Source organism: Novosphingobium sp. SG754, from assembly GCF_013149315.1.
In the GTDB taxonomy this organism is placed as follows: Bacteria; Pseudomonadota; Alphaproteobacteria; order Sphingomonadales; family Sphingomonadaceae; genus Novosphingobium; species Novosphingobium capsulatum.
This window is the reverse complement of record NZ_JABGCC010000005.1, coordinates 1-24,741: the sequence shown is the minus strand read 5'-3', so window position 1 is coordinate 24,741 and position 24,741 is coordinate 1. Positions and strand designations below refer to the sequence as shown.

General features: G+C 67.6%; 22 protein-coding genes. 6 read left to right on the top strand and 16 right to left on the bottom strand.

The window, feature by feature from the left end; all coding sequences use genetic code 11:
- Positions 1-65: 65 nt before the first annotated feature.
- Both FHW97_RS13265 and folE read right to left on the bottom strand, forming a co-directional pair.
- Complete coding sequence (locus FHW97_RS13265; protein WP_168353175.1) at positions 66-1,025, bottom strand: NAD(P)/FAD-dependent oxidoreductase; 960 nt, start codon at positions 1,023-1,025, stop codon at positions 66-68.
- A gap of 18 nt (positions 1,026-1,043) precedes the next feature.
- Positions 1,044-1,730 (bottom strand): GTP cyclohydrolase I FolE, encoded by a 687-nt coding sequence (folE, locus tag FHW97_RS13260; protein ID WP_253941782.1) that lies wholly within the window; start codon positions 1,728-1,730, stop codon positions 1,044-1,046.
- 150 nt (positions 1,731-1,880) lie between these two features.
- Between folE and FHW97_RS13255 the strand changes: the two genes are divergently transcribed.
- Positions 1,881-2,486 carry a PAS domain-containing protein gene (locus FHW97_RS13255; protein ID WP_022677006.1) on the top strand — a complete coding sequence of 202 codons (606 nt, stop codon included), beginning with the start codon at positions 1,881-1,883 and terminating at the stop codon, positions 2,484-2,486.
- 58 nt (positions 2,487-2,544) lie between these two features.
- On the opposite strand, the gene FHW97_RS13250 is transcribed toward FHW97_RS13255, so the two are convergent.
- Both FHW97_RS13250 and FHW97_RS13245 read right to left on the bottom strand, forming a co-directional pair.
- Entirely contained in the window at positions 2,545-2,898 is a 354-nt protein-coding gene (locus tag FHW97_RS13250) for an energy transducer TonB (RefSeq protein ID WP_156306613.1), read from the bottom strand.
- A 152-nt stretch (positions 2,899-3,050) separates the two neighbouring features.
- Positions 3,051-4,961 (bottom strand): methyl-accepting chemotaxis protein, encoded by a 1,911-nt coding sequence (locus FHW97_RS13245; protein ID WP_168353174.1) that lies wholly within the window; start codon positions 4,959-4,961, stop codon positions 3,051-3,053.
- 160 nt (positions 4,962-5,121) lie between these two features.
- On the opposite strand from FHW97_RS13245, the gene FHW97_RS13240 reads away from it, so the two are divergent.
- Complete coding sequence (locus FHW97_RS13240) at positions 5,122-5,838, top strand: peptidylprolyl isomerase (protein ID WP_168353204.1); 717 nt, start codon at positions 5,122-5,124, stop codon at positions 5,836-5,838.
- On the opposite strand, the gene FHW97_RS13235 is transcribed toward FHW97_RS13240, so the two are convergent.
- Positions 5,839-7,623 carry a hypothetical protein gene (locus FHW97_RS13235; protein WP_168353173.1) on the bottom strand — a complete coding sequence of 595 codons (1,785 nt, stop codon included), beginning with the start codon at positions 7,621-7,623 and terminating at the stop codon, positions 5,839-5,841.
- Positions 7,624-7,880: 257 nt separating this feature from the next.
- Here FHW97_RS13235 and FHW97_RS13230 point away from each other — a divergent pair, with 257 nt between their 5' ends.
- The 3 genes from FHW97_RS13230 (at position 7,881) to FHW97_RS13220 (ending at position 9,971) form a co-directional block, all read left to right on the top strand.
- Positions 7,881-9,149, top strand: a complete 1,269-nt coding sequence (locus FHW97_RS13230) for a hypothetical protein (RefSeq protein ID WP_168353172.1) — start codon at positions 7,881-7,883, stop codon at positions 9,147-9,149.
- Positions 9,150-9,446: 297 nt separating this feature from the next.
- Positions 9,447-9,605, top strand: coding sequence for a hypothetical protein (locus FHW97_RS13225; protein ID WP_210427005.1), 159 nt, complete (start codon positions 9,447-9,449; stop codon positions 9,603-9,605).
- 120 nt (positions 9,606-9,725) lie between these two features.
- The gene (locus tag FHW97_RS13220; RefSeq protein WP_022677013.1) at positions 9,726-9,971 is read left to right on the top strand and encodes a hypothetical protein; all 246 of its coding nucleotides are present in this window, start codon (positions 9,726-9,728) and stop codon (positions 9,969-9,971) included.
- 13 nt (positions 9,972-9,984) lie between these two features.
- On the opposite strand, the gene FHW97_RS13215 is transcribed toward FHW97_RS13220, so the two are convergent.
- From FHW97_RS13215 to bioB, 4 genes are read right to left on the bottom strand one after another with little or no spacing between them, the layout of a single operon-like run.
- Complete coding sequence (locus tag FHW97_RS13215) at positions 9,985-11,253, bottom strand: adenosylmethionine--8-amino-7-oxononanoate transaminase (protein ID WP_168353171.1); 1,269 nt, start codon at positions 11,251-11,253, stop codon at positions 9,985-9,987.
- On the bottom strand, positions 11,250-11,870 hold the full coding sequence (gene bioD / locus FHW97_RS13210; protein WP_168353170.1) for a dethiobiotin synthase: 621 nt from the start codon (positions 11,868-11,870) through the stop codon (positions 11,250-11,252). The genes FHW97_RS13215 and bioD overlap by 4 nt, the downstream gene beginning before the upstream one ends.
- Positions 11,870-13,009 (bottom strand): 8-amino-7-oxononanoate synthase, encoded by a 1,140-nt coding sequence (locus tag FHW97_RS13205; protein WP_168353169.1) that lies wholly within the window; start codon positions 13,007-13,009, stop codon positions 11,870-11,872. The genes bioD and FHW97_RS13205 overlap by 1 nt, the downstream gene beginning before the upstream one ends.
- A 4-nt stretch (positions 13,010-13,013) precedes the next feature.
- Complete coding sequence (gene bioB / locus FHW97_RS13200; RefSeq protein ID WP_168353168.1) at positions 13,014-14,075, bottom strand: biotin synthase BioB; 1,062 nt, start codon at positions 14,073-14,075, stop codon at positions 13,014-13,016.
- A 203-nt stretch (positions 14,076-14,278) separates the two neighbouring features.
- Between bioB and FHW97_RS13195 the strand changes: the two genes are divergently transcribed.
- Positions 14,279-15,586: a nucleotide sugar dehydrogenase gene (locus FHW97_RS13195; protein WP_370525405.1), complete on the top strand. Its 1,308-nt coding sequence runs from the start codon at positions 14,279-14,281 to the stop codon at positions 15,584-15,586.
- Here the strand turns inward: FHW97_RS13195 and FHW97_RS13190 are convergent.
- From FHW97_RS13190 to FHW97_RS13165, 7 genes are all read right to left on the bottom strand, one after another.
- Positions 15,540-16,955, bottom strand: a complete 1,416-nt coding sequence (locus tag FHW97_RS13190) for a capsule biosynthesis protein (RefSeq protein ID WP_168353166.1) — start codon at positions 16,953-16,955, stop codon at positions 15,540-15,542. The two genes, FHW97_RS13195 and FHW97_RS13190, sit on opposite strands and share 47 nt — an antisense overlap.
- Before the next feature lie 235 nt (positions 16,956-17,190).
- On the bottom strand, positions 17,191-18,210 hold the full coding sequence (locus tag FHW97_RS22375; RefSeq protein ID WP_210427004.1) for a glycosyltransferase: 1,020 nt from the start codon (positions 18,208-18,210) through the stop codon (positions 17,191-17,193).
- Positions 18,207-19,202: a hypothetical protein gene (locus FHW97_RS21955; RefSeq protein ID WP_210427003.1), complete on the bottom strand. Its 996-nt coding sequence runs from the start codon at positions 19,200-19,202 to the stop codon at positions 18,207-18,209. The genes FHW97_RS22375 and FHW97_RS21955 overlap by 4 nt, the downstream gene beginning before the upstream one ends.
- Positions 19,199-20,047 (bottom strand): hypothetical protein, encoded by an 849-nt coding sequence (locus FHW97_RS13180; RefSeq protein ID WP_168353164.1) that lies wholly within the window; start codon positions 20,045-20,047, stop codon positions 19,199-19,201. Before FHW97_RS13180 ends, FHW97_RS21955 begins: the two co-directional genes overlap by 4 nt.
- Positions 20,048-20,079: 32 nt before the next feature.
- Positions 20,080-21,111 carry a GSCFA domain-containing protein gene (locus FHW97_RS13175; protein ID WP_168353163.1) on the bottom strand — a complete coding sequence of 344 codons (1,032 nt, stop codon included), beginning with the start codon at positions 21,109-21,111 and terminating at the stop codon, positions 20,080-20,082.
- Positions 21,111-22,157 (bottom strand): hypothetical protein, encoded by a 1,047-nt coding sequence (locus FHW97_RS13170; RefSeq protein WP_168353162.1) that lies wholly within the window; start codon positions 22,155-22,157, stop codon positions 21,111-21,113. Before FHW97_RS13170 ends, FHW97_RS13175 begins: the two co-directional genes overlap by 1 nt.
- The coding region (locus FHW97_RS13165) for a glycosyltransferase (RefSeq protein ID WP_168353161.1) at positions 22,154-24,741 on the bottom strand (2,588 nt) is incomplete at its 5' end. The genes FHW97_RS13170 and FHW97_RS13165, both read right to left, overlap by 4 nt.

Below are 24,741 nucleotides of genomic sequence, written 5' to 3'. Positions count from 1 at the left end.
GCGGGGGCAAGGTTACTAAACCAAGAGGGGGCGAGCCTGGTTCGCCCCCTTTTTTGCGTGCCGGTTCAGGCCGCCTTGCGCGCCAGGATGCGGCCCGCCAGCGCATCGCCCGAAAGCCAGGCGCCCTGCACGGTCGGTTCGGTCAGCCAGTCGCCGCAGGCGCCCAGGCGCAGCATATCGTCCCACAGCGCGGTGCTGCCCGCGCCCACCGGCCGGGCAAAGCGCCAGCGATGCGCGCGCGCCACCAGCGGCTCGGGCGGAGCAATCCCGGCCAGATCGGCAAAGGCATCGGCGATCTGGCCGATGACCTCTTCCGGCGTTTGTTCGAGATGCTGGCGCGACCAATCCGCGCTGGCCTGGATGACCCAGCAATCGGGCGCGCCCTGGGCCGGGCCAGGCCGACCCGGCTTGGCCGAATTGCGCGCCACCCAGGCAAGCGGGCCATCGCCACGCCACACCGTCCAGTCCAGCGGCAAGGGTTCGGCCCAGGCCATCATCGCCGTCCAGCAGGCCTGGGATGCACTGCCGGCGGCGGCGCGGGCCATGGGAAAGGCGTGAAGCGAGAGCAGCGGCGCGGCCTGTTCGGCCGGCGTGGCCACGACCACGGCATCGAACGGGCCGCGCCGTTCGCCTTCGAGCACCAGCCACCAGTGGCGGCCATCATGGACCAGGCCCTTGACCAGGCATTCGAACGTCACGTCGTGACGCTGTGCCAGATCGGCCACCAGGGCATTCATCCCCGGCACGCCGACATAGGCATCGGGGCCCGCGTCCGGCCATGGCGCGGCCACGCCGCGCTCTGCCCATTGCGCCACCTGCCGGGCAAAGCCGGGCGTGGTGGCGGCGCAGAACTGCGCGCCATGATCGAACCGCGCCTGGCCCAGCGGCGTATCGATCCGCCGGGTGGACATGCGCCCGCCCGGCCCGCGCCCTTTGTCAAACGCACTGACCACGTGGCCGGCCCCCACCAGCCGGTCAGCGCAGGTCAGGCCAGCAAGCCCCGCCCCGATGATCCCGAAATGCAATGTCCCCTCCCGTCCGCGTCAGCCGCGGCCCATCAGCGACATCACCTCGCGGCGCGAGCTGGCGTCTTGCAGGAAGCAACCGAGCATGCGGCTGGTGACCATGCCCACGCCTGGCGTGCACACGCCGCGCCCGGTCATGCAGCCGTGCTGCGCCTCGATCACCACGGCCACGCCCTGGGGCTGCAAATGGTCCCAGATGCACTGCGCCACTTCGGCGGTCAGGCGCTCCTGCACCTGAAGGCGGCGGGCATAGCCGTGAAGCACGCGCGCCAGCTTGGAAATGCCGACCACGCGGTTGTTGGGCAGGTAGGCGATCGAGGCCTTGCCGGTGATCGGCGCCATGTGGTGTTCGCAGTGCGACTGGAACGGAATGTCGCGCAGCAACACGATCTCGTCATAGCCGCCCACTTCCTCGAACGTGCGGGTCAGGTGCACGCTGGGATCTTCGCGATAGCCCTGGCAATATTCCAGCCAGGCACGGCCAACGCGCGCCGGCGTATCGATCAGGCCTTCGCGGCTGGGATCTTCGCCAGCAAACCGCAGCAGCGTGCGGATCGCTTCCTGCACCGGCTCGGGCACGGCAGGCTTGGCCGCCGGGGCATGCTGGTGTGCGCTTCTGTCGTGGGCAGCGTGGTTGTGGCTGGCGTCATCGCAACCGTCGTGGCTGTCTTGCGCGGAGGCGAAATCGAGAGTCATCAGGTTCATGGCGGAATTCTCCGGCCCGGGGAGGCTGCGCGCAGATGCGCATCAGAGCAAGACCGGGCATGCACTTCGGACTTGCAGTTGGCAGCCGGCCGCTACAACATGGCCGAAAGGACACTGGAGCGAAGCGCGCGCCGTGCCACATGAGGAAACATGCTGATATCCGAGATGATAACGGCAAGCCCGGTCGCTGCGGTCATCAGCAACCCCCGCTTGCCTGATAACCCGATCGTGGAATGCAATGCCGCGTTCGAAGCACTGACCGGCTATGAGCGGGACGAGATCATCGGCCGCAACTGCCGCTTCTTGCGTGGGCCAGGCACCGAGCCTGACCTGACCGCAGAGCTGCGCGCCGGCATCCGCGAAGGCCGGCCGGTCTTGGTCGAGATCATCAACTACAAGAAGGACGGCACGCCGTTCCGCAATGCCGTGATGGTCGCGCCGATCTTCGACGCCCAGGGGGAACTGGAATATTTCCTTGGTTCTCAAGTGGATGTCAGCAAGGCAGCCGATCTTGAGGCCGGCAACACGGCTGGCGCTGCCCGCGCCCAGGCCGCGCGCGATGCCGTGGCGCTGCTCTCGCCACGCCAGCGTGAGATCCTGGTGCACATGGCCGCCGGCAAGCTCAACAAGCAGATCGCCTACGAACTCGGCCTGTCGGAACGGACGGTGAAGATGCACCGCTCGTCCGTGATCCGCACCCTGGGTGTGCGCACCAGCGCTGATGCCATCCGCGTGGCGGTAGAAGCCGGGCTCTGATCCCGATTGCTGGTGTTGACGAGAGGCTCGCCCTTAAGGGCAAGCCTCTCGTTCAGCATTACATCAGCCGCCAGGTGATGGGCACGGTCAGCGTGGTCGGCCCGCCGGGAGGGGCCGGCAGGTTGCCGGCGCGGCGCGGCAGGGCCAGCGCCTCGCGATCAAGCGTGGCCGAGCCAGAGCCGCCGACCAATTCGGTTTTCTCGATCGCGCCCACCGCGCTGATATAGACCTTCACCTTGGCGGTGCCTTCCTCGCCGCGCATCTGTGCGGTGGGCGGATAGGTCTGCTTGGAGGCGATGATGCGGGTGACCTGGCGATACCAGTCGGCGCTTTGCGCATGGGCGGCGCCGGCCAGGCCGGCAGCGAAACAGGCAACGGCAAGGGCCGCGGCGCGCACACGGGAATGATGCATCGGGGGTGTCCTTCGTTGTCGAACAGGGGTGACGAAACAAGGGGCGTTGCAGCCGCAAGGATTCGCCTCGCCTCCGCAACGCTGCCGTTATCCCCGGCGCGGGGTTAGCATCGCCATGCGCCGCCCCTGCGGACAATTACGCAGGCTGCGCGTCAGAACTCGCTCCAGTCATCCACCGCCAGGTTGCCTGCGGCCGCCCCCCGGCCGGGTGCCGGACGCGCGGGCGGGGCGGCCGGTTCTTCCGATGGCAGCGTCGCGAGAGCGAGTGAGGCCGGGCGCACGACAACTGGCGCTGGTGCGGCCGGCGGCATAGGCACCACGCGCGGCGCGGCCACGGGCGTGGCATCGCCACCGGCCAGACGAAAGCGGCCCAGCTGTTCCATCAGGCTGTCGGTCTCGCTCGACAGGGTGTGCGTGCTGGCGGTGCTTTCCTCCACCATCGCTGCATTGCGCTGGGTGAACGAATCCATGTCTGACACCATGCGCGAGATTTCGCCGATGCCGTCGGCCTGCTTTTCGGCCGCTTCGGCAATCTCCTCGACCAGGCCCGAGACCGCGTTCACTTCGCCCACGATCTGGCGCAGCGCTTCGCCACTGCCTTCGACCAGGGCCACGCCACCGGCGATCTGCTGTGAACTCGTGGTGATCAGGGTCTTGATATCTTTGGCCGCGTCGGCGCTGCGCTGGGCCAGGGCGCGCACTTCCGATGCCACCACGGCAAAGCCCTTGCCGGCATCCCCGGCGCGCGCCGCCTCTACCCCGGCGTTGAGCGCGAGCAGGTTGGTCTGGAACGCGATGCCGTCGATCACGGCAATGATCTCGGCCATCTGGCGCGAGCTGTCCTCGATCGATCGCATGGCCCCCACCGCATCGTGAGCAATGGTTTCCACCTGGCCTGCGGTATCGCGCGCCACGCGCAGGCGGCCGCTGGTCTGCCGCGCGTTGTCGGCCGTGATCTTTACCGTGCCGGTAAATTCGTTGAGCGTGCGCGCGGTCTGCGCCAGGGCATTGGCCTGCTGTTCCGATCGGGCCGAGAGGTCTGAGGAGGCGGCGGCGATCTCGTCGATGCCCAGCTTGATCGTGCGGCAGCCGGCCACGATGCGGCCCAGCACCTGGCTCATTTCACCCAGCGCGGCGTTGTAATCCAGGTGCAGCTTGCCCATCGCGCCATGGCCATTTTCCGCCACGCGGTGGGTCAGGTCTCCCTGCGCCAAGGCAGCAAGGCCGCCGCCGATCGCGCCAATGGTGACGTTGGCTTCTTCGGCGCGGGCCTGCTCTTCGCGCGCGCGCTGCACATCGCGGGCGAACAGCGCCTTGAACCCGTCGAGCGCGCGGGCCAACTGGCCCAGTTCGTCTGCGCGGGCCAGGCCCGGCACGTCGATCGTGATATCGCCGGCGGCCAGGCGATCGACGGCCGCGCTCATCCGCTTCACTGGGCGCGCCACCGTGGCCATCAGCACCACCAGCATGAATACCGCCACCACCAGCGCAGCGACGGCGGCCCCCACCATGAAGCGCTGGGCCGAGGTGTAGATCGTTGCGCTCTGTTCCGAAATCGCCCCGGCGCCCTTGGCGTTGAGGTCGATCAGCTGCAGCACCAGGTCTTCCAGCGCGTAATAGTGATCGAGCGATTCGGCATTAAGCGCGGCATGGGCGGCGGCAGGATCGCTTTGCGCCACGGTGATCAGGCGATCGGTATCGGCGGTGAAATCGCGCCAGCCCTTCTCGAACTGGTTGAGCAGCGCCTTTTGCTGCGGCGTGGCGATATCGCTGCGGTAATCGGCAATGGTCTTGTCGATTACCACTTGCGCGTTGCGCGCCAGCTTGGCCGAGCGCGGCCCGGGGGTATAGACCACCTCGGCCTGCTTGATGCGGTATTGCGAGAGATAGCTGTGCAGGTCGCCCAGCGATTGCGAGGCCGGCAGCCAGCGCTCGCGCATTTCGGTGGCGATCGCGTTCACCTCGCCAATGCGGTTGACGCCCACGACGCTGATCGCGGCCATCACCGCCAGCAGCACGGCAAAGGCTGACATCAGCTTGGCAGAGATATTGAAACGAAGCATGGCGGCTGGCTCCGGCGGTTTGCGGCAATCGCCGGAAAACTAGAGCGCGGGCCTTCACGGATCGGTAACCATACCCCTGTGGATCGTTGCTATCGCGGCGTTAACCATGCTGTGCATCGGGCCATTTACCGGCCCGGCCCTGATCGGGCAGGATGCCGGGATGAAGATCCGATTCGCCGTGATGGCGCTTGCCGCCGCAAATCTCGCCTGTGCCTCTGCTGCCCTCGCCGCCCCCGCACGCAAGGCCGGCCCGGCCAGGGTTGCACCCGCCCCGGCGCCGGTGCCCGATGTCGCGACCGTGGCCCTGGTGACCGACCAAGGCACCATCGTGGTCGAACTCGATGGCAAGCATGCCCCGATCAGCGTGGGCAACTTCCTGCATTACGTCGATGCCAAGCGCTATGACGGGATGACGTTCTATCGCGCCATGCACCTCCCATGGGGGCAGCAGCCCAATGGCCTGCTGCAGGGCGGCATCCGCGATGCGGCCAAGCTGTTCAAGCCGGTGGCCCATGAATCGACCAGCCAGACCGGTATCCTGCACAAGGCCGGCACGCTGTCGCTGGCGCGGCTGGCGCCGGGCACGGCCACGTCGGATTTTTCCATCCTGCTGTCAGACATGCCCGGCCTGGATGCCGATCCGGCCAATGCCGATCCCGATCGGCAGCTGGGCTATGCTGCGTTCGGCCACGTGGTTGCGGGCATGGATGTGGTGCGCAAGATCTGGGACATGCCGATTTCGCCGACGATGGGCGAAGGCGCGATGCGCGGGCAGATGCTGGCCCAGCCGGTGAAAGTGATCACCGCGCGGCGCGTGGCGAACCAGACGCCCGCGCCGACGCCTGCGCCAGCGCCAGCGCCCACAACGACACCCTGATCAATTGGGGCAGGCTACCGCCGCGCTCTGGCTGCGGCGAAACAGCACCACGCGATAGAAGAACGCGTCGCTGCCAAAGGCCTGGTTCGGCCCGGCAACGATGTCGAGCCGATCCCCCTTCGCCAGGTCCACCGGCACCGGGCCGGGTTGCAGGCCAGTGGTCAGCACGCCCTGCCACAGCGCCTTGCCGTTGCGCAGCACGGTGAGGTCGACCCCGTCCCCGCCCGGCGCCTTGGCAAAGCAGCCGCGCAGGTCCAGCGCCTGGGCTCCCGGCGCGGTATAGCGCCACACTGCACGCAATGGCGCAGCGGCATCGCCGGCCGGCGCGGCGCTGGTGGCGTTGATGCGCAGCGGCTTGCTGAACTTGTTGCCGAAATAGCCGGTCCAGGTATCGTCCAGCCAATCGAGCGCGGTGTCGCTGCCCGCGCGGTTGCGCACGAAATAGCGCCAGGCCGGCGTGCCCCAGCCCAGCAGGGTATCGGCCACCACGGCCGAGGCGCCCAGCGTATAGCCCGTGCCGACCAGCACGATCGGCTGATCGCCGATCATCGGCGTGGCCAGCGCCTGCCCCGTGGGGCCATAGGCCCGCGTGCCGCTGCCCAGTACCAGCCCGCGCGGGGCGCCCCAGATCACCGTGGTATCGCTGCCCAGGCGATAGGCGAACAGCAGCGGATCGCCCAGATCCAGCCGCACCGAACGCCCCTTGGGCAGAACGCTGGTCTGCAGAAAGCGGAACGCGCGGCCCTGGTCCTTGATCGCGGTGCCGGCAAACAGCCCCATGGTGGGAAACCCGCCCTGGTCGATCAGGGCATACCAGCTTGCCTGGCCCACGCCATTGGCGGCCAGCATCGTGGCCTGCTTGACCAGCTCGCCTGCCGCCGTGGCCTGGTCGCTGGCGGCGAGGCCAAATTCGGTGGCCCAGACCGGCACGCGCTGCCCGGCGCCGTCCATGGCGGCGGTCAGTTGCGCCAGTTCCACGTCCACCCCTTCGGCGCGGTTGCGATAGGGATGCACGGCAAGGCCATCCACCTGGGTCAGCAGCCCGGCGGCAAACAGCGGGCGCAGGAAGCCCGTGCCGATCATGTTGGTCGATCCACCCAGCAGCGCCGGGTTGCCGCCCAGCCGCGCATGGGCCGCTGCGGCAATCCGCACATAGGCGGCCACGCTGTCGATCCCAGCGGCAAAGACCATGGCGCGGCTGCCGTTGATCTCGTTGCCCAGCTCGATCGCGGCCAGGCAGCTGCCGAACTTGTCCTTCAGCGCGCCCAGATAGGCGGCAAACGCCGCGCGGCCCTGTTCGGAAGAGACCCACAGGCCGTTGTCATACAGCGGGTTGGCGGGAATTTCCGTCAGGATCAGGCGCCGCCCGGCCTGGCACGCCGCCATCAGGTTCTGCGCCGCCGCGCTGTCCAGCGCATAGCGCCCCTTGGCCGTCTCCCCCGCCGCCCAGGGCAGCGAATCGCGCAACAGCGGCGCTTGCGCCTGTGCCGCCAGATCGCCCACCCCGGCTGGCCAGCCCTGGCTGAAATGGGTTTGCGCACCCAGCAGCAGGGACACGCCCACGGCAGGCGCTGCTGCCTTGGCCGCGCTTGCCGTGGTAGGCGCAGGGACCACGCTGCCGGTGCTGGCAGCAAGTGTCACGGGCGCCGTGCTTGGCGTGGCACTCGTCGGAGAGGTGGCCTTGCCCGTGGTGATGATCACCGTCGCCGCCAGGGCAGGGGCAGCCACAATGCCGGCCGTGACCAGCAGCGACTGGCGAAACCGGGTGTTCTTAATAAGCGCCATCAGCGGCCGTCCTGCACGTTGCCAGCAACAGGCGGCAGGGATTCGCCGCCCGAGAGGCACAGTCTTGCCGCAATCGTTTAACATAGCCGCTCCAGACGCGGTTGACGCCGGCGCAGTCTTCTTTGCCAGGAACATATTGGCTATTAGGGGGAAATGCGTAGCGGAGCCGTGCTCCGAAACCCCCGTGCCGCGGTTGGCAGCGCCAGCCGCCCATGCCACAACCGGGCAGGTCTCTGCTGTCGAGGGAAGCGCTACCGATGAAAGCTCTCGTCCCGCTGGCTCTGCTCATCGCCGCGCCGGCCATGGCGCAATCGTCCGGGCCACCGCCCCAGGTCGACGCGGCCATGTCCCTGCTCGACCAGGGGCATTACCTTACGGCGCGCGACAAGCTGGCCAAGCTGGCGTTCGATCCGCAGGGGCGGGTGAAAGACGAATATGCCTATCAGATGTGGCAGCAAGAAAGCGTCATGGTGACTGGCGAACTCGACTTGGCAACGCTGGATCGGGCGCATTCAGCCCCATTTATCCAGCGCGACTGGATCGCGCGCGTTCAGCAGGCGGTTGCCCACGATGCGATTGCCGAAATCGTCAAGCGGGCGAAAGATACTCGCATCGTCATCCTGAACGAAGCGCATATCAGCCCGCGCGATCGCATGTTCGCCTTGCAGGTTGCCCGCGCCCTGCGCCCCTTGGGCTATGGCGTCCTGGCGGCGGAGGCGTTCTACAACGACCCGGCTGGAAAGATCATGGCGCGGCTCAGGCACGATGGCTTTGTCCGCCGTGGAACCGGCTTTTACACCCTTGACCCAGTCTATGCGCGGTTCGTCCGCGCCGCGCTCGCCATGGGGTATGCCCCTGCCGCCTATGAGCAGACCGAGGAACAATCTGCCGCCGCCCATCCTGCGGATCGGCAGGCCAACATCGTGGCGCGTGAACAGGCTCAGGCCGAAAATCTGGCGGCATTGATGGCACGCTTTCCGAGCCAGAAGGTGTTGATCTATGTCGGGCATAGCCATGTCGCCGAAGCCGCCATCGACGAGACCGGCGAAGGCAATCCCAAGATTGACTGGATGGCGGCGCGGCTCAAACGCATGACCGGTATCGATCCCTTGACGATCGATCAGGCTACGGTGACCGACCTTGATGCCGGCGCGCGCCCGGCGCAGGTGGCGGCAGCGCGCCTGTTGGGTGGGCGGCCTGGCATCTTGTTCGAACAGGGCAAGCCACTGGTGCTGGGCCAATATGCCGGCGCGGTGGACCTTCAGGTGATCCATCCTGCCCGGCGCTACCGCTTTGGCCGCCCGGCATGGCTTGCGGCCTCGGGCGCGAGACCGGTTCCGGTTCCTGCCGCGTTCAGGCCCCGGCATGGCCGCTGCCTTGTCCAGGCTTTCCCCGCTGGCGCGTCCGCTGATGCGGTGCCGCTGGATCAGGTGATGATCACGGCGGGGGAACGGGCACCGGCTTTGCTGTTGCCGGCAAGGCCGATGCGGTTTTTCAGGCAGTGCGTGCAGTTGGGAGGAAAGTAAAATCTGCCATCGCGAATAAATTACCACTGAATATTATCTGTAATAGGTATTTATAATTCTGAAATGGCGAGGGAGTGAATGATATTATGCAAATTGACTTTGAATTATATCATTGCTGAATTTTGAAATTTTCACTTGATTTTTTTGTAGAAATTCTGCATAGGCTGCGCATCGCCCCCCGTCATGATGCAAAATCTTGGATGCAATCGGCGCCTGAGAGACCATCGTGCTCCCGCATCTGGCAGGAGAACGGCCGTGGACCTCAATCATCTTCTTTTTCAGCATCAGGTTGCGGTGATGGATGCCCAGACGCGGCAGGACCATCGCGCCGGCAGCCGCTATGATCTCGTGCGGCATTATGAAACCCGCATTGCGCGGCTGCGCCAGAAGCTGGGCGTGGCAGCCTATCCGGAATGGTGCACGCTGCCTGCGGCCGGGTCAGCCGCTGCCGCCTGAGGCAGGCTGACGGGACAGCACGTCACCCATTTTTCGGCCCCGCTTCCTTCCGCCTGTGCACCACGCACGGGCGAGTGATCAACCGGCGCCCCCCGCCTCCCCCCTGCACGAGGTTTTCCCATGACAACCATCACCACCACGCGCGCGCTCAACCTGTCGATCGACGAGGGCGATGCCGCCAAGCGGTGCAAGGCCAATGCCCTGCGCATCAGTTCGATCGAGCCGCTCAAGTCTGGCGGCACGCATCTGGTGTTCGTGACGATCGAGGATGCCGACAAGGCCCGCATCCTGTTCAAGTCATCGCTGGCCACCGGCCGCGTCGTGCGTTTCCCGTTCATGGGTGCATCGACGCGCCACCTCTATTGATTTCAACGCCTGGCTAGATGGGGCGCTCGGGGCGCGGCAGGGCGGCCAGCCCTTCCTCCACCACATCGCCCACGCGCGCCAGGTCTGCCGCGCTGATGCAATAGGGCGGCAGGACATAGACGGTATTGCCCAGAGGGCGCAGCAGCACGCCGTGATCGCGGGCAAAGGCCATCAGGTGTGGCGCCAGGGCGGAAAGATAGCCGCCATCGGGCGTGGCGAAATCCACGGCGATGATCGTGCCGCAGCGGCGGGGATGTTGCGCGCCGGGCAGCGCGGCCAGGCGATCGAGCAGGGCCTGCTGGTTCTGCCCCAGGGCATCGATGCGCGCCTGCACCGGCTCTTCACGCCACATCGCCAGGTTTTCCACCGCCGCTGCGCAGGCGATCGGGTTCGCGGTGTAGCTGGACGAGTGGTAGAACAGCTTGGCCCGGTCGGTTGACCAGTGCGCGGCAAAGATCGGCTCTTGCGCCACGGTGACCGCCAGCGGCATCGATCCGCCGGTCAGGCCCTTGGCCAGGCACAGGATATCGGGCACCACGCCGGCCTGGTTGCACGCCAGCATCGTGCCAGTGCGGCCAAACCCGGTCATCACCTCGTCGGCAATGAACAGCACGCCATGGCGGCGGCACACCTCGGCCATCGCGGCCAGCACGGCGGGCGGATAGAACAGCATGCCGCCCGCGCCGAGCACCAGCGGCTCCACGATCAGCGCAGCCGGGTTTTCGCGGCACGCGGCTTCCAGGGCTTCGATCGTGTTGGCGCCATCGCCGATTGGAAAGGGGATCGTGCCCACATCGAACAGCAACGGCGCATAGGCCGCGTTATAAACCCCGCGTTCCCCCACCGACATCGTGCCGATGGTATCGCCGTGATAGGAATGCTCCATCACCAGGATGCGGTGGCGCGCTTCGCCACGGTTGGCCCAGAAGCCCAGCGCCATTTTCAGCGCCACTTCCACGCACGTGCTGCCGCTGTCGGAAAAGAACACGCGGGTCAGCGCCTCGGGCAGCATGGCGACAAGGCCGCGCGCCACGTCTTCGGCGGGCTGGTGTGTCCACCCGGCAAAGATCACCTGGTCGAGCCGCTCGGTCTGGGCGCGGATTGCGGCCATGATGCGCGGGTTGTTGTGGCCATGCGTGGTCACCCACCACGACGAGATCGCATCGATCACGCGGCTGCCGTCTTCCAGGATCAGCGCCGCCCCTTCGCCGCGTGCCACCTTGGGAATGGGCAGTCCCAGCCCGTGCTGCCAGAACGGATGCCAGACGGGCGAGCCGGTCATGCGAAATCCTCCAGCGCAAAGCCGCGGGCAAAGGCGGCGGCCAGGGTTTCCGGGGTAAGCGGATCGAGCGGGTCGAGCCGGCCCAGGCGGCGCACCTTGCCCATCGCGGCGATGGTCTGTTCGTTATCTGCGTTCTCGGCGCCGACGAAGGCGATGCCGTGGATCGGCACGCCGCGCGCGCGCAGGGCTTCGAGCGTCAGCAGGCTGTGGTTGATCGTGCCCAGCGCCGTGCGCGCCACCACGATCACCGGCAGGTTCCACCAGGCAAACAGATCGGCATAGAGCGTGCCGCGCGTGATCGGCACCAGCGCGCCGCCGGCGCCTTCCACCACCAGGCGTTCATGATCGGGCGGCGAAAGCCGCGCCGGATCGATCTGCAGTCCGTCCAGCTCTGCCGCGCGGTGGGGCGAAAGCGGCTGCGTCAGCCGATAGGCTTCGGGCAGGATCAGTTCGGGCGGCAATTGTGCCAGCGCGGCCACGGCATCGCGGTCTGCCCCGTCATCCAGGCCGGATTGCACCGGCTTCCAGTAATGCGCGCGCAGGGCGCCGGCGAGGGCGGCACTGAACACGGTCTTGCCGATGCCGGTATCGGTTCCGGTCACGACATAACGGGGCATTACAGGATCTCCTCAAGCATGGCGGCCAGCGCATCGACATCGGCCGGGGCGGCATTGAGCGTCAGGGATATGCGCAGGCGGCTGGTGCCGGCCGGCACAGTGGGCGGGCGAATGCCGCGCACATCGAACCCGGCGGCCTGCAGCCGTGCGGCCACAGCCATGGTGCGTGCGTCATCGCCCAGGATCAGCGGCATGACCTGGCTGCCACTGACGCTAGCCCCCAGCGGGCCGAGCCGGCGCGCGGCATGGTCGATCAGCGCGGAAAGCGCGGCGCGGCGCTCGGGCTCGTCGGCGCAGATGCGCAAGGCCTCGCGCACGGCGCTGGCCATCAGCGGGCTGGGCGCGGTGGAAAAGATGAATGGGCGGCCCCGGTTCACCAGGAAATCGCGCACCACGTGCGGGCCGCACACCAGCGCTCCTTCGCAGCCCAGGGCCTTGCCGCAGGTGCGCAGCACGATAACATCGGCGCGCCCGTCAAGATGCGCGGCCAGGCCACGCCCATCGGGGCCGAATACGCCGGTGGCGTGCGCCTCGTCGATCACCAGGATCGCGCCATGGCGCTGCGCCACGGTGGCAAGATCATCCAGCGGGGCGCGGTCACCGTCCATCGAATAGAGACTTTCGACGCACAGCCACAGCCGGCCCTTATGGCCAGCCGCGCGCCAATCGCGCGCCAAGCTTTCAAACGCATCGGCATCATTGTGCGCGGCCATGGCGGTCTGCGCGCGCGTCAAGCGCAAGCCCTCATGAACCGAGGCGTGGATCAGTTCGTCCACGATCACCAGGTCATCGCGCTGGGGCAGGGTGGCAATCAACGCCACGTTGCCGGCATAGCCGGCGCTGAACCACAGCGTGCTTTCGCAGCCGAAAAAGGCGGCGGCTTCTGCCTCCAGCGCCTGGTGCTCAGGATCGTTGCCGCGCAGCAGGCGCGATCCGCCCGATCCCACCGCTACGCCGCGTGCCAAGGCATCGGCCACGGCGGCGCGCAGGCGCGGGGCTTGCGCCAGCCCCAGGTAATCGTTGCTGGCGAAATCCACGCCAGCGCGCGGGGTCAGCGTGCGCAGGCGCGCGCGCGCCTGCAACCCCGCCAGATCGGCGGACTGGGCCTGCCACAAATCCGTGGCGTTCACGCTGTCCACGCGATCAGGCCGCGCAGCCGCCCGAACAGCCGCCAACGGCCTTCATCGCGCGCAGCGGCTCTTCGCCTTCCATGGGCTTGAGGCCCAGGCGCGCAAACATCGCCGCGTCGCTATCATCGCCGGCATTGGGCGCGGTCAGCAGCTTGTCGCCGGTGAAGATCGAGTTTGCACCAGCCAGGAAGCACAGCGCCTGGGTCGCCTCGCTCATGCTCTCGCGGCCGGCCGACAGGCGCACCATCGACAGCGGCATGGTGATGCGCGCCACCGCAACGGTGCGCACGAATTCGATGTCGTCGATCTTGGCCAGCGGCGTATCGGCTAGCATGTCGCCCAGCACGGTGCCCTTGACCGGCACCAGCGCGTTGACCGGCACGCTTTCCGGGTGCTGTTCCAACGTGGCCAGGGCGTGGACGAAGCCCACGCGATCGGCGCGGGTTTCGCCCATGCCGACAATGCCGCCCGAACAGACGTTGATCCCCGCCTCGCGCACCACGCTCAGGGTATCGAGGCGGTCCTGGAACGTGCGGGTGGTGATCACCTCGTTATAGCGTTCGGGCGAGGTGTCGATGTTGTGATTGTAGTAATCCAGGCCCGCCTCGGCCAGCTTGCCAGCCTGATCGGGGGTCAGCATGCCCAGCGTCATGCAGGTTTCGAGCCCCATGTCGCGCACGCCCTTCACCATCTGCACGATGGCGTCCATGTCGCGGTCCTTGGGGTTGCGCCAGGCCGCGCCCATGCAGAACCGCTTGGACCCGGCATCGCGCGCTTGGGCGGCCGATTGCAGCACGGCTTGCACGTCCATCAGCTTGCTCGCCGCTACGCCGCTATCGGCCTTGACGCTTTGCGAGCAATAGCCGCAATCTTCCGGGCAGCCGCCGGTCTTGATGGACAGCAGCGTGCACAGCTGCACTTCACCGGCGCGGTGATGGTCGCGGTGCACGGCGGCGGCGCGGAACACCAGCTCGGTAAACGGCAGGTCGAACAATGCGGCGATTTCCTCGCGGCTCCAGTCGGTGCGCACCGTCGGATTGGTGACGGGGGCTTCGAGCGTGGCAAGGTCGGACATCGGGCGACTCCGTTGTGGCGGGACGGGATGAAAGCGGTTTAATCGTGCCCTTAGTCAAAGAGCGCGGACAGGGGAAGGCCCACCGTTGCACGGGGTGAACGCGCGCTTTGCTGTCCTTTGGGTAGGGCAGGGGCCATTTGCGGATTGGTAACGCCATGGGATTATGGCCAAAGGCAATTGGCATCAGCAGGAATGGAACAGGCGTGCAGGGCAACGGGGTGTTTTCGCAGACGGGCGGTCCCAGGATCGGTGTGGTCGGGCTGGGTTATGTGGGCCTGCCCCTGGCGATTGCCTTTGCCCGCAAGTTTGCCGTGGTGGGTTTTGACGTCAGCGCCCATCGCATCGCCACCTTGCGCGCCCATCATGACTATACTGGCGAGGTTTCGGCCGAGGATCTGGCTGCATCCACGCTGGTGGTGACCGACGATGCCGCGGCGCTGGCGGATTGCCCGGTGATCATCGTGACTGTGCCCACGCCGGTGGACGAAAGCCGCCGCCCCGATTTCACCCCGGTGCGCATGGCCTGCGAAACGCTGGGCAAGGTGATCCGTCCGGGCACCGTGATCGTGTTCGAATCGACCGTCTATCCCGGCGCCACCGAGGAAGTCTGCGCCCCCACGATCGAGCGGGTTTCGGGCCTGAAGGCCGGCGTCGATTTCAAGCTGGGGTACAGCCCCGAGCGGATCAATCCGGGCGACAAGGAGCATCCGTTCGAAAAGATCGTCAAGGTCGTGGCCGGCGAAGACGCCGAAACGCTGGACCTGCTCGCCGATCTCTATGGCGCGGTGGTGGAAGCGGGCATTCACAAGGCCAGCTCGATCAAGGTGGCCGAAGCCGCCAAGGTGATCGAGAACACCCAGCGCGATATCAACATCGCCCTGATGAACGAGATTTCCAAGATCTGCGATCTGGTCGGCATCCGCACCAGCGAAGTGCTGGCGGCCGCTGGCACCAAGTGGAATTTCCTGCGCTTCTATCCCGGCCTGGTCGGCGGCCACTGCATCGGCGTCGATCCCTATTACCTCACGGCCAAGGCCGAACAGCTGGGCTATCACCCGCAGGTGATCCTGGCGGGGCGGCGCATCAACGATGGCATGGGCGCCTATATCGCGCAGCGCACGGTCAAGATGCTGGCCGGGGCGGGATGCGCGCTCAAGTCGGCGCGGGTTGGCATCCTCGGGCTGACGTTCAAGGAGAACGTGCCCGATATCCGCAATTCCAAGGTGGAGGATATCTGGCGCGAGCTGGCCGATTTCGGCATCGCCCCGCTGGTGCACGATCCCCTGGCAGAGCCGGCCGCAGCGGCGCACGAATTTGGCATCACGCTCAGTTCGCTCGATGATTTTGCCGATCTCGACGCGGTGATCTATGCCGTGTCGCACCGCGAATATGCGGCGCTGGGCGGCGCGGCGATTGCCGCGATGCTTCGCCCCGGCGGGGTGTTGATCGACGTGAAATCCGCGCTTACGCCACAAGCGCTGCCGGCTGGGGTGCAGTACTGGAGCCTGTAAGCGGCACGGGCGCCCAAGCCGCCGGGCTGCCTGGCATATGCGTGGGAATCGGTGGGGGCGCCATGGCGAGGCCAGTGGCGCTGCCGCGCACCACGCGGCGGTAAAAGCTGCCGTTGAGCAGCGCCCGCGTCATGATCGTGCGTTCCAGCGCCAGCCACAAGGCGCGGTTCGGCGCCGCCTGCGGTGCTTCGTGCCAGAACCGGTGCAGCGGGCCCTGATAGGTCAACCCCGGCATGTCGTAAAAGGCGCGGCCCACGGTTTTGGTCGCGCGCCCCGCGCCCAGTGCGCTCAACCCCACGGTGCTGTTGATGGTGATCACCCCCCGGCAATGCTGCAACAGCAGCAGGGTGGGCTGATCGTGCAGGCAGAGCACCCGTTCGGCGCAACCATGCCGCTCTGCCTCGCCTGCCACGAGAGCGCGATAGTCGCGATACCCTCGATCCATCGGATGGTGCTTGATCACCAGCAGGCAATCGGGCGGCGCATGGCGTGCGAACGAGGCAATGGTGGACGCGATGAACCCGGCCACGCCGCCGGTATCGGCATGGTGCAGCACCTGCGAATCGTTGTGCACCTGCAAGGGCAACAGGAACCAGCGCCCGCTCTCGGCCCCGGTCAGCCGTGGCAGCAGCGCGCGCTGCGCCCGGGCGCGCAGCGGCTTGCGCCAGGCAGAGCGCAGCCAGGGCAGCGCCTGCACGAGTTCGAGCGGGCGATGGTGGATATAGTGGGGAAAGCGCCAGGCAAAGAGCGCCCCGGCCGCGAAATAGAGCATGGCCCACAGCGCCATGCGCCAGAACGTGGGCGGGACCGGCACCACCGGCGCCGTGCCTTGCGGCCTTGGCCAGGACGGCCCGGCTGGCGTCGCGCCAACCAGCGCCTGGGCATCACGGGGCAGGGTGCTGTTGGCGTTGACCCCACCCCATTCGAACGTGAGATGGTTGGGCCGCAGATAGCCTTCCTCGAACACGCCCACGGGCACGCCGTGGCGCTGGCACACCGTGCGCGCGGCCTGGTGCACCGGGCGGCAATCACCGAACAGCATCACGCAATCGATCTGCCAGGCGGCCAGGTGCCGCTCCAGCCAGGCCGGCCATGCCGCCATCGGCCCGCGCCAGGTGTGGCCGCCGGGAAAAAACATCTGATCCCCGGCATGGAAGTTCACTTTCCACACTTGGGCCCCGGCGCGGCGCAGATCGCGCGCGAGACGGGAAAAGAACGGCCCGACTGGACCCTGCAACAGCAAGATGCGCTTGCCGGCAAAGCTCGCCCATCCCCCGTCTGCCGCATGGCCACGCCCGCCAGCGCTTGTGGCAATCCGGGCATTGCGGCTTTCGCTGCCTTCGTGCACCGTGCGTCTCCGCTCCATCATGGTCGTGCCAACCGGATGATGGGTGATCGCGATCGCGCCGTGTCACCAGCGCGGAAACAACCGTTTCGCAGGCAGTAAACGCCCTATTTCTCGGGGGCGATCACATGGCAGCGTCTGGCAGATCGCGCGGCGCGGCAACGCGCCAGTGCGATGGGAACCGGGCCGCTCGCCCGCCTGGCAAAGCCTGTTCGATATGGAGCCATTCCGCCGGCCGTTTGCCGCTGGCGTTGCAGGATCAGACCCCGGCCACCGCCGCCACTTCGGCCAGGCGGCGGTCCCAGGTGTGGTGCGCGGCGACATGCGCCGCGCCGGCGCGGGCGCGTTCCAGGTCATCGCGCTGCGGGCCGTGGCGCAACCGGGCAAACAGGTCTTGCGCCTGCGCGCCATCGCGCACCACGTGGCAGTACCGGGCAAACAGCGTGTCCACCGATCGTGCGGCAGACGTAACGGCAATGCCGCCACAGGCCAGGATCTCCACCAGCCGGCGCGAGAACATCGTGGCCGAATCCGTCACCGTGTTGACGTTGAGCGAGACCAGGTTTTCCTTGTAGATGCGCGCGGTTTCGGCATGCGCCACGGCCGGATGCACGGTCAAACCGGCGCTGGCGGGATAGCGATAGATCGGCGATGGCCGCGCCGAATTGCGGTCATAGACCGTCAGCCCCAGGCCACTGTTGACCGCAGCGGCAAAGACCATGTCCTGCCAGGCGCGGCGCGCCGGGTGCACATGGGTGGAATAGCTGCCGACGAAATTGGCCTGGCGGCGGGCAAAGGCAAACCCGGTAAAGCGGTGATAGGCCGGCTGCACCGGAAACGGCAGGACATGGACCGAAGCACCCGCGCCCATCACCGAACGATAGCGCGCCAGGCAGTTGGCATCGACGGTAAAGACATGATCGAACAGCCGCGCACTGGCGATGAAACGGTCGAAATGAACCCCGTCTTCCTTGTTCCAGAACACCGTGGGAATGCCCATGTCGCGGGCGATGCGGACCAGCACGCGCAGCCGCCGGTTGGAGCGCAACCAATGGTCGGGATAGCTGGCCACGCGATATTGCCAGGTCTGCGCCCATCCGGCCCAGGTGCTTTCCACCAGCAACATGTCGGGCCGTGCGGCGGCGAGCAGGCGGTGAAAGCCATAGGCCGTGGCCAGTGCCGGCACATCGATCACCTGGCATTCCGGCGCCAGGCAGGCGCGCGTCAACTCATCGGCCACCAGCGCGATCTTGAGCCGGGCAAAGGGCGCGAGGATCACGGCAGTGCCTGCCCGCCATCGAGCAGAAAGCGCGGCGCCGTGGCGCTGCCCGGCGGGCACCACGATAGCGCCACGCGCGATCCGCGCACGATCACGCGGCGGTCTGCCGGCAGGTTGCCGAAATCGTTGCCGGTTACGCGAATGCCGGTGGAGGGGCATTCCCCGCCCGCCTTGGTGCAGGCATCGGTGCGCGTCATGTCGCAGAACCACTCCTCGATGGCCGGCGCGCCATCGGCATCGCGGAAATGGTTGGCGCGGATCGTGGCCCCGCCCGAGGCATCGCGCAGCTTGATCGCGCTGCCGCAGAAATCCTGAAAGGTGTTGCCCTCTATCTGTGCGCCGGTGGAATGGCTGGCCAGATAGATCGCGTGGAGGCCGCCGCATTTATCGCGCGGGGCATTGCGGATGGTGTGGAAGAACACCCCGCGCACCACGGTATCGCGCGCATTGACCAGGCGGATCGCGGCGGTCGACAGGGCCAGGCCTGGCGCGGAGCCCGTGTCCGTGCCGATCTGCGCCAGCACCAGGTTTTCCAGCACGGTGCCCCGGTTGAACGCGGCCGGATCGTTGCGATTGCCGTTGAGGCTGATCGCCGTGGCATAGTGCGCGATACGCAAGGCGCGCACCGTCAACCCGCTGTCGCGCCCCTCCGCGCCGCGAAAGTGCAGCCAAGTGTCGCTGCCATCGCCCACGAACGCTGGATAGGTGGCCGGATCGGCGCTGGTCCCGGCCAGGGTCAACGGGCCATGCAGGCGCCGCCCGTCGATATCGGCGCTTTGCCCGCGATAGACGCCGGGCAGCACGATCACGCGGGTTTCCTCGCCCGCGGGTGCCTGCTGCGCACGGGCGATGGCCGCGCCCAGCGTGGCGAGCGGTGTCTTGGCGCTGCGGCCATCGGCCGCATCGTTGCCATCGGGCGCCAGATAGAGCGTGGCCCCGTGCGCAGCGATCGGGGCCAGCAAGGCCAAGGCGACAAGCCCGGGGCGGATCATGCCGCCACCGCCTCTGCCACCGGCAGGCGCAGCGCCAGCGCGGTGCCGAACCGCGCATTGTAGGCGGCAATCGCCTGGTCCAACCTTGGCGCATGGCGCCCCATCGCCGCGTGGTCGGCCATGTCCAGCGCCGTCGCCCGCGCGCTGCCGGTGGCGCGCGCCGTGGCGTTGCGGTTGTCTGTCGTGGTGGCGATCCGCGCCAGGTCTTCGGGCGAAGGCGCCAGGCCCAGCGGCGCAAACAGCTGGCGGCCCAGCCAGGCAGGCTTGTCTGCCGCCGCGATGAAGGCATCGAGATCGAGCGGGCTGATCCGGGTGTCGAGGCCCTCGGCGGCTGGCGCATCGGCAATCGCCCGCGCCTGGTCCAGGCTGTCGCAATAGCGCGCCACGAACTGGTCCATGTCGTCGGAAAACCACGGCATGGCCTTGAGCGAGAGCCAGCAATCGGCCGGGTTGCGGATGCAGTGCAACCACACCAGCCGGGCAAATGCCGGCTGCACGATGGCGCTGATCGCGGCGCTCTGCCGCTCCATCTGCGGGCATTTGAAGCCGTGCAGATCGGCCCCTGGTTTGCTGATCCGCCGCGCCTTGGACAGCAGCGTGAACAGGTCGATCACGCCCTGCGCGCGCTTTTGCCGGTAATAATTGGCGGCATACCCCGTGGCATAGGCGCGATCACCGGCGGCCAGCGTGGCGCGAATGGTCTGGACCAGGCCACTGCGGATCTCGCCCTGCAGGCACAGGCGCGGATGGGCATTGAGGAAATCGGCAAACTGGCGCGTGCCGCAGCGGGGCATGCCGCACAGCACGGTAAAGGTTTCAAGCGGCAGGCGCTGGGATGGGGGCACGGGCGTCATGGTCCTTGGCCAAGAGCGGGGCGTCACAGGGTCTCGGTAATGCGGCCTTCCTCGCAGATGGCCTCCGGCTCGGCTGCGGGAACGTGGCCCTGAACGGCAAAGGCGCTGGCCAGCGGGCCGATGAAGAAATGCCGCATGACCAGATCCACCCCCATGGCGTTCACCGTGCGCAGATCGGGGTTGAAGAACATGCCCCGGCTGGGGTGCCCGGTGATGATCTCATAGCTGGGGAAATAGCTGATATCGTCATGATCGGCGGCGAGATCACCCGCCACGGCGCGCAGCACCGATTTGGAATAGACCGTGGCCGGCAGCACATGGTCCTGGCTGGACGTGGCCATCAGCGGCACGGGCGAAACCGTCAGCAGCATGCGCACGGCGGGGTTCACCTCTTTCACCAGGGCCCAGAACGCGGCCATGTCGGCCAAGACCTCGTGATGGCGCAGATTGCGAAAGGCGTGGGCCGCCGGATCAAAACTGCCCGCCAGCGTGCCGGGCGCCGTGGGGTAGACCGTGCCATCGGCCAGGCTTTCCCAGCATTCGGTCAGGCCCAGGGTGAACACCATGACATCCATGGTTTCCAGCAAGGTGCGCACCGCGCCCAGATGCAGGCGTCGCGCCAGCAGCACGGTATCGGCGGTGGCGTGCCCGGCAGGATCGACGGCAGGGCGCAGCGCGTCATAAAAGCGGCCCTCGCGCTCCCACACCACCTCGGCCGGGCGCCGGCGGCCCAGCGCCTCTTGCGCCAGTTGCAGCATCTGCCGCGCGGTATAGACGTTGCCATAGCGGCACGAAAACACGCCATAGCCAAAGCGGCGCGCTTCATCCGCATCGGCAAAGACCGGCGGCGGCGGCTCGCAATCGAGGAAGTGCGCGCCGCACGCGGCCAGGGCATGGCCGATATGCTGGGCAAAGCAGCTGCCGGCCGTGGCGATGCGGTCTTCGGGCGAGAGCGCGATCGGGTCCCACAGTTCGGCAATGTCTGCCAAGTGGCGCTCGGCCACGGCGCTCGTCCAAAAGGCACGCGGCGGCAGGCCGCGATAGGGGTTGCGCATCAGGCAGGTTCCTTGGCTGGTGCAGGTAGTGAGGGGGCAGGCGTGACGGCATCGGCGCCGGTGAACTGGTGCCGCAGCCAGGCTTCCAGCCGCGTGCCGGCGGCCTGTGCGGCGGCATCCACCTGGCCGGGCTTGGCCTTGGCCGATCCGCGGCGCAGCACTGTGGGCGGGGCTGCACGCTGGCGCAGCGCATGCCAGGTATCGAGCAGGTCGGCCGGCGTGGCGGTGGGGCTGATCACGGCCGCGCGCAACCAGTCGGCATAGGCATCGCGCGGCAGGCTGTGGCCGTGAACACCATGGAATTCGCTGTGGAACAGCACGCGATCGGCCTCGGTCAGCCCAGCAATGGCCGCCGCAAACGGCAGCATGTGCGTGCGCCGGTGGTGCCGGTCGCCCAGCGATTGGATATAGACCACCAGATTGCGAAAGCCCGCGCCATAGAGCGCGGTGCAATCGGCCATGGTCACCCCGTCGAGCGCAGCATTGCTGGCCAGGCCTGGCCAGCACGCCGTGCGATAGGCGCTCACCAGCGGGGCGTGATAGCGGGCGATGCGCGTTTGCGGGTTGCCCACCACGGCAATCGATCCGGGCATGGCGTGGGATTGCGCCAGGGCGGCAAACCCGCCGCCCGACGTGCCGAAAAAGATCGTGCGTTCGATGCCCCAGGCCTTGGCCATTTCGGCAAAGGCGCGGGCAAGCAGCGCAGGCGTGTCGAAATTCTGGTGCCCGGCATACCAGGCGATGGCGAAATCGCCCGGCACCTGCAACGAAGGATCGCTGACCGCCACCTGTATGCAATCGGCCAGATCGGGATTGAAGCCATTGAACACGCCGCGGTGGCGTCGCGCCGGATCGGCCGCGCCGTGCAGGCTCACCACCATGCGCGTCGCCTGCGGAACAAGGCGCACACGGAATGCGATCGGCACCGTATCCAGGCCGCGCAGGGCCAGAAGTGTGTGGGTGCGCACGTTGAAGCGATTGTCACCGGGGCGCAGCGTGGCGAGCTTGCGGCGCAGGCTGCGGACAAAGGCGCTCATGTTGGTCATTGCGCCGCCTCCAGCAGCAGCGGCGCCTGGTCCAGGGCGAGAAGCGGGTGCAACAGGCGCGCTGCGCGCTCACCCACTCCGCGCCAGGTGCGCTCCGCCGCAACCCACGCGCGGCCCTGGCGGCCGAGGCGGGCGCGCAAGCCAGGATCAGCGATCAGCCGCGCCAGCGTCCCCGCCAAGGCAGGCACATCGCCCTTGGCAAAGGCCAGGCCGGTGTGCCCATCGGCGATCATGTCGGCCAGCGCGCGCACATCGGAAACCACCACCGCCTTTTCCATCGCCAGCGCTTCCAAGGGTTTCATCGGCGACACCATTTCGCACACCGGCCAGGGCTTGCGCGGGAACGGGCAGATATCGATCAGCGAATACCAGCTTTCCACTGCCTCATGCGGCACCCGGCCGGGCATGATCAGCCAGTCGGCAAAGCCGCCGTTCTCGGCCATGGCGGCAATGGCTGCGCCAATCGGCCCGTCCATGGTGCTGCTGGTATTCTCGCTGCCCACCAGCAGCAGGCGGAAAACGTGGCCCTGGGCCTTGAGCAGCGCGCAGGCAGCGGCAAGATCGTCCAGCCCTTCGTAATCCACGAAAGTGCCGATGTAGCCGATCACCGGCACGTCCGCAGGAATGCCCAACTGGCGGGCCAGCGCAGCATCGCGTGGGCGTGGGGCAAAGCGCGCCGGATCGCAGGAATTGGGCAGCAGCGCGATGCGGCCCGGTGCCACGCCGCGTGCCGCCAGTTCCTCGGCCATCGGCTCGGTCAGCGTGAACACCTGGTCTGCCGCCTGGGCAATCGCGGCCTCCAGCCGTTCCTGCACCTGATACGCCGGCGTCGCGCGATAGCTTTCCTCGCGTGACATTTTGGTCACTTCCCAAAAACCCCGCACTTCATAGGCAAAGGGAATGCCCAGCCGTCGCGCCGCGATCAGCGCGGGCAACGCCACGAGATGGTTCGATGCCGCCATCACCAGTGCCGGGCGCAGCGCGCGATAGCGTTCTTCCAGCGCGCGGGCAGCGGCGGGAATATAGTGCACATAGCGCAGATCGGTGCGGGCCGGCGTGGGCGTGCGCAGATAGGGCACGCCGTCGATCACGTCAGCCTCGGGCACGGCGCTGTCGGCAAGGCCTGCCAGCGCATCCTGGGGAAAGCCCGGCCGGGTCATCGCCACCACATCGCAACCTGCCGCGATCAGTCCGCCCGCCAGGCCATGGGTGCGCGTGGCATAGCCGCCGGTGGCATAGGGCAGGCTGTTGTGCAGCATGTAGCAGATCCGCCCCGGCACCGGCGCCAGCAGCCTTGGCCCGCGCGGGGCGATCAACTGGAGCAGGTCCAGCTGCCCGGCCAGGCCCTGGCCCAGTCGCTCGATCCGGGCCTGCGCGGCAGGATTGGCCCGCGCATCGGGATGGTGGCGCATTTCCAGCATCCAGCGCGCGCAGTGGTCAAACGCCCCCGCGCGCTGCGCGGCGGCATAGGCGCCGGCGAGGGTGCTCAGGCCCCGGTCGATCGCCACGGCTTCCTGCGCGGCGCGGCATTCTGCGGCAAGCTGGCCCGCTTCGCCCGCCGCCTTGCCCAGGCGCAGCCACTCGCGCGCGGCCTGTGCCGGATCGGCAAACGGCGTGGCGGCCATGGCGGCGTGCACGCTGGCCAGATCTGCGTCGCCCAATGCGGCGATCAGCCGAGGCGCATCGGCCACGATCCAGCCACTGTCGCCCGCTTCGGCCAGGTCCGCCGCCTCATCCTGCGCATCGATATCGCGGCTGGGCAGCGTCTGCGTGATGGCTTGTGTGATGCTGGCCCAGTCGCGGTGGGCGGTGGCATGGTCGCGGGCGGCCTGGCCCATGCGGTGGGCCATGCCGGGATCACGGGCCAGGGTGGCGATGGCCTGCGCCAGGTCTACGGCATCGCCGGGGGCGAAGAACAGCGCAGTTTCGCCCTCCTGCGCCTCGGCACGGAACACCGGGAGATCGGGCACCACGGCGGGCAGGCCCAGGGCCATGGCGTCGACCAGCTTGATCGGCGGCACCAGTTCGGTCACCGCGCTGCGGCGGCGTGGCAGGCAGGCGATGTGGCAGGCGGCCATGCGTGCCCGCGCGGCATCGGGTTCGAGGCGCCCGGTGAAACTGACGGCCTGCGCCAGGCCCAGGCGCGCGGCCTGCTCTTCCAGGCTGTCGCGCAAGGGGCCATCGCCCATGATCACCAGATCGATGCGCAAGCCCTGCGCATGTAGCATGGCCAGGGCATCGAGCAGCAGGTCCAGCCCTTCATAGGCGACGAGCGCGCCGGCATAGCCGATCGTGGTGGTGGCGTGGCGCGCGGCGGCAATCCCGGCAAAGGCGGGGGCATCGATGCCGTTGGGCAGCAAGGCCAGGCGCGCAGGATCGAGGCCCCATTGCCCGATGACATGATCGGCCAGCGGCGCCGAGATGGCAAAGACGCGATCGGCATGGCGCGCCACGAAGGCTTCCAGCTCAAGGCCCAGGGCATGGCGCTCGGTGCCGGCAAAGCCGGGTACATTGGCCGCGCGGCTCATTTCCCACAGGCCGCGCAGTTCATAGTGGAAGGGAATGCCCAGACGCCGCGCCGCGA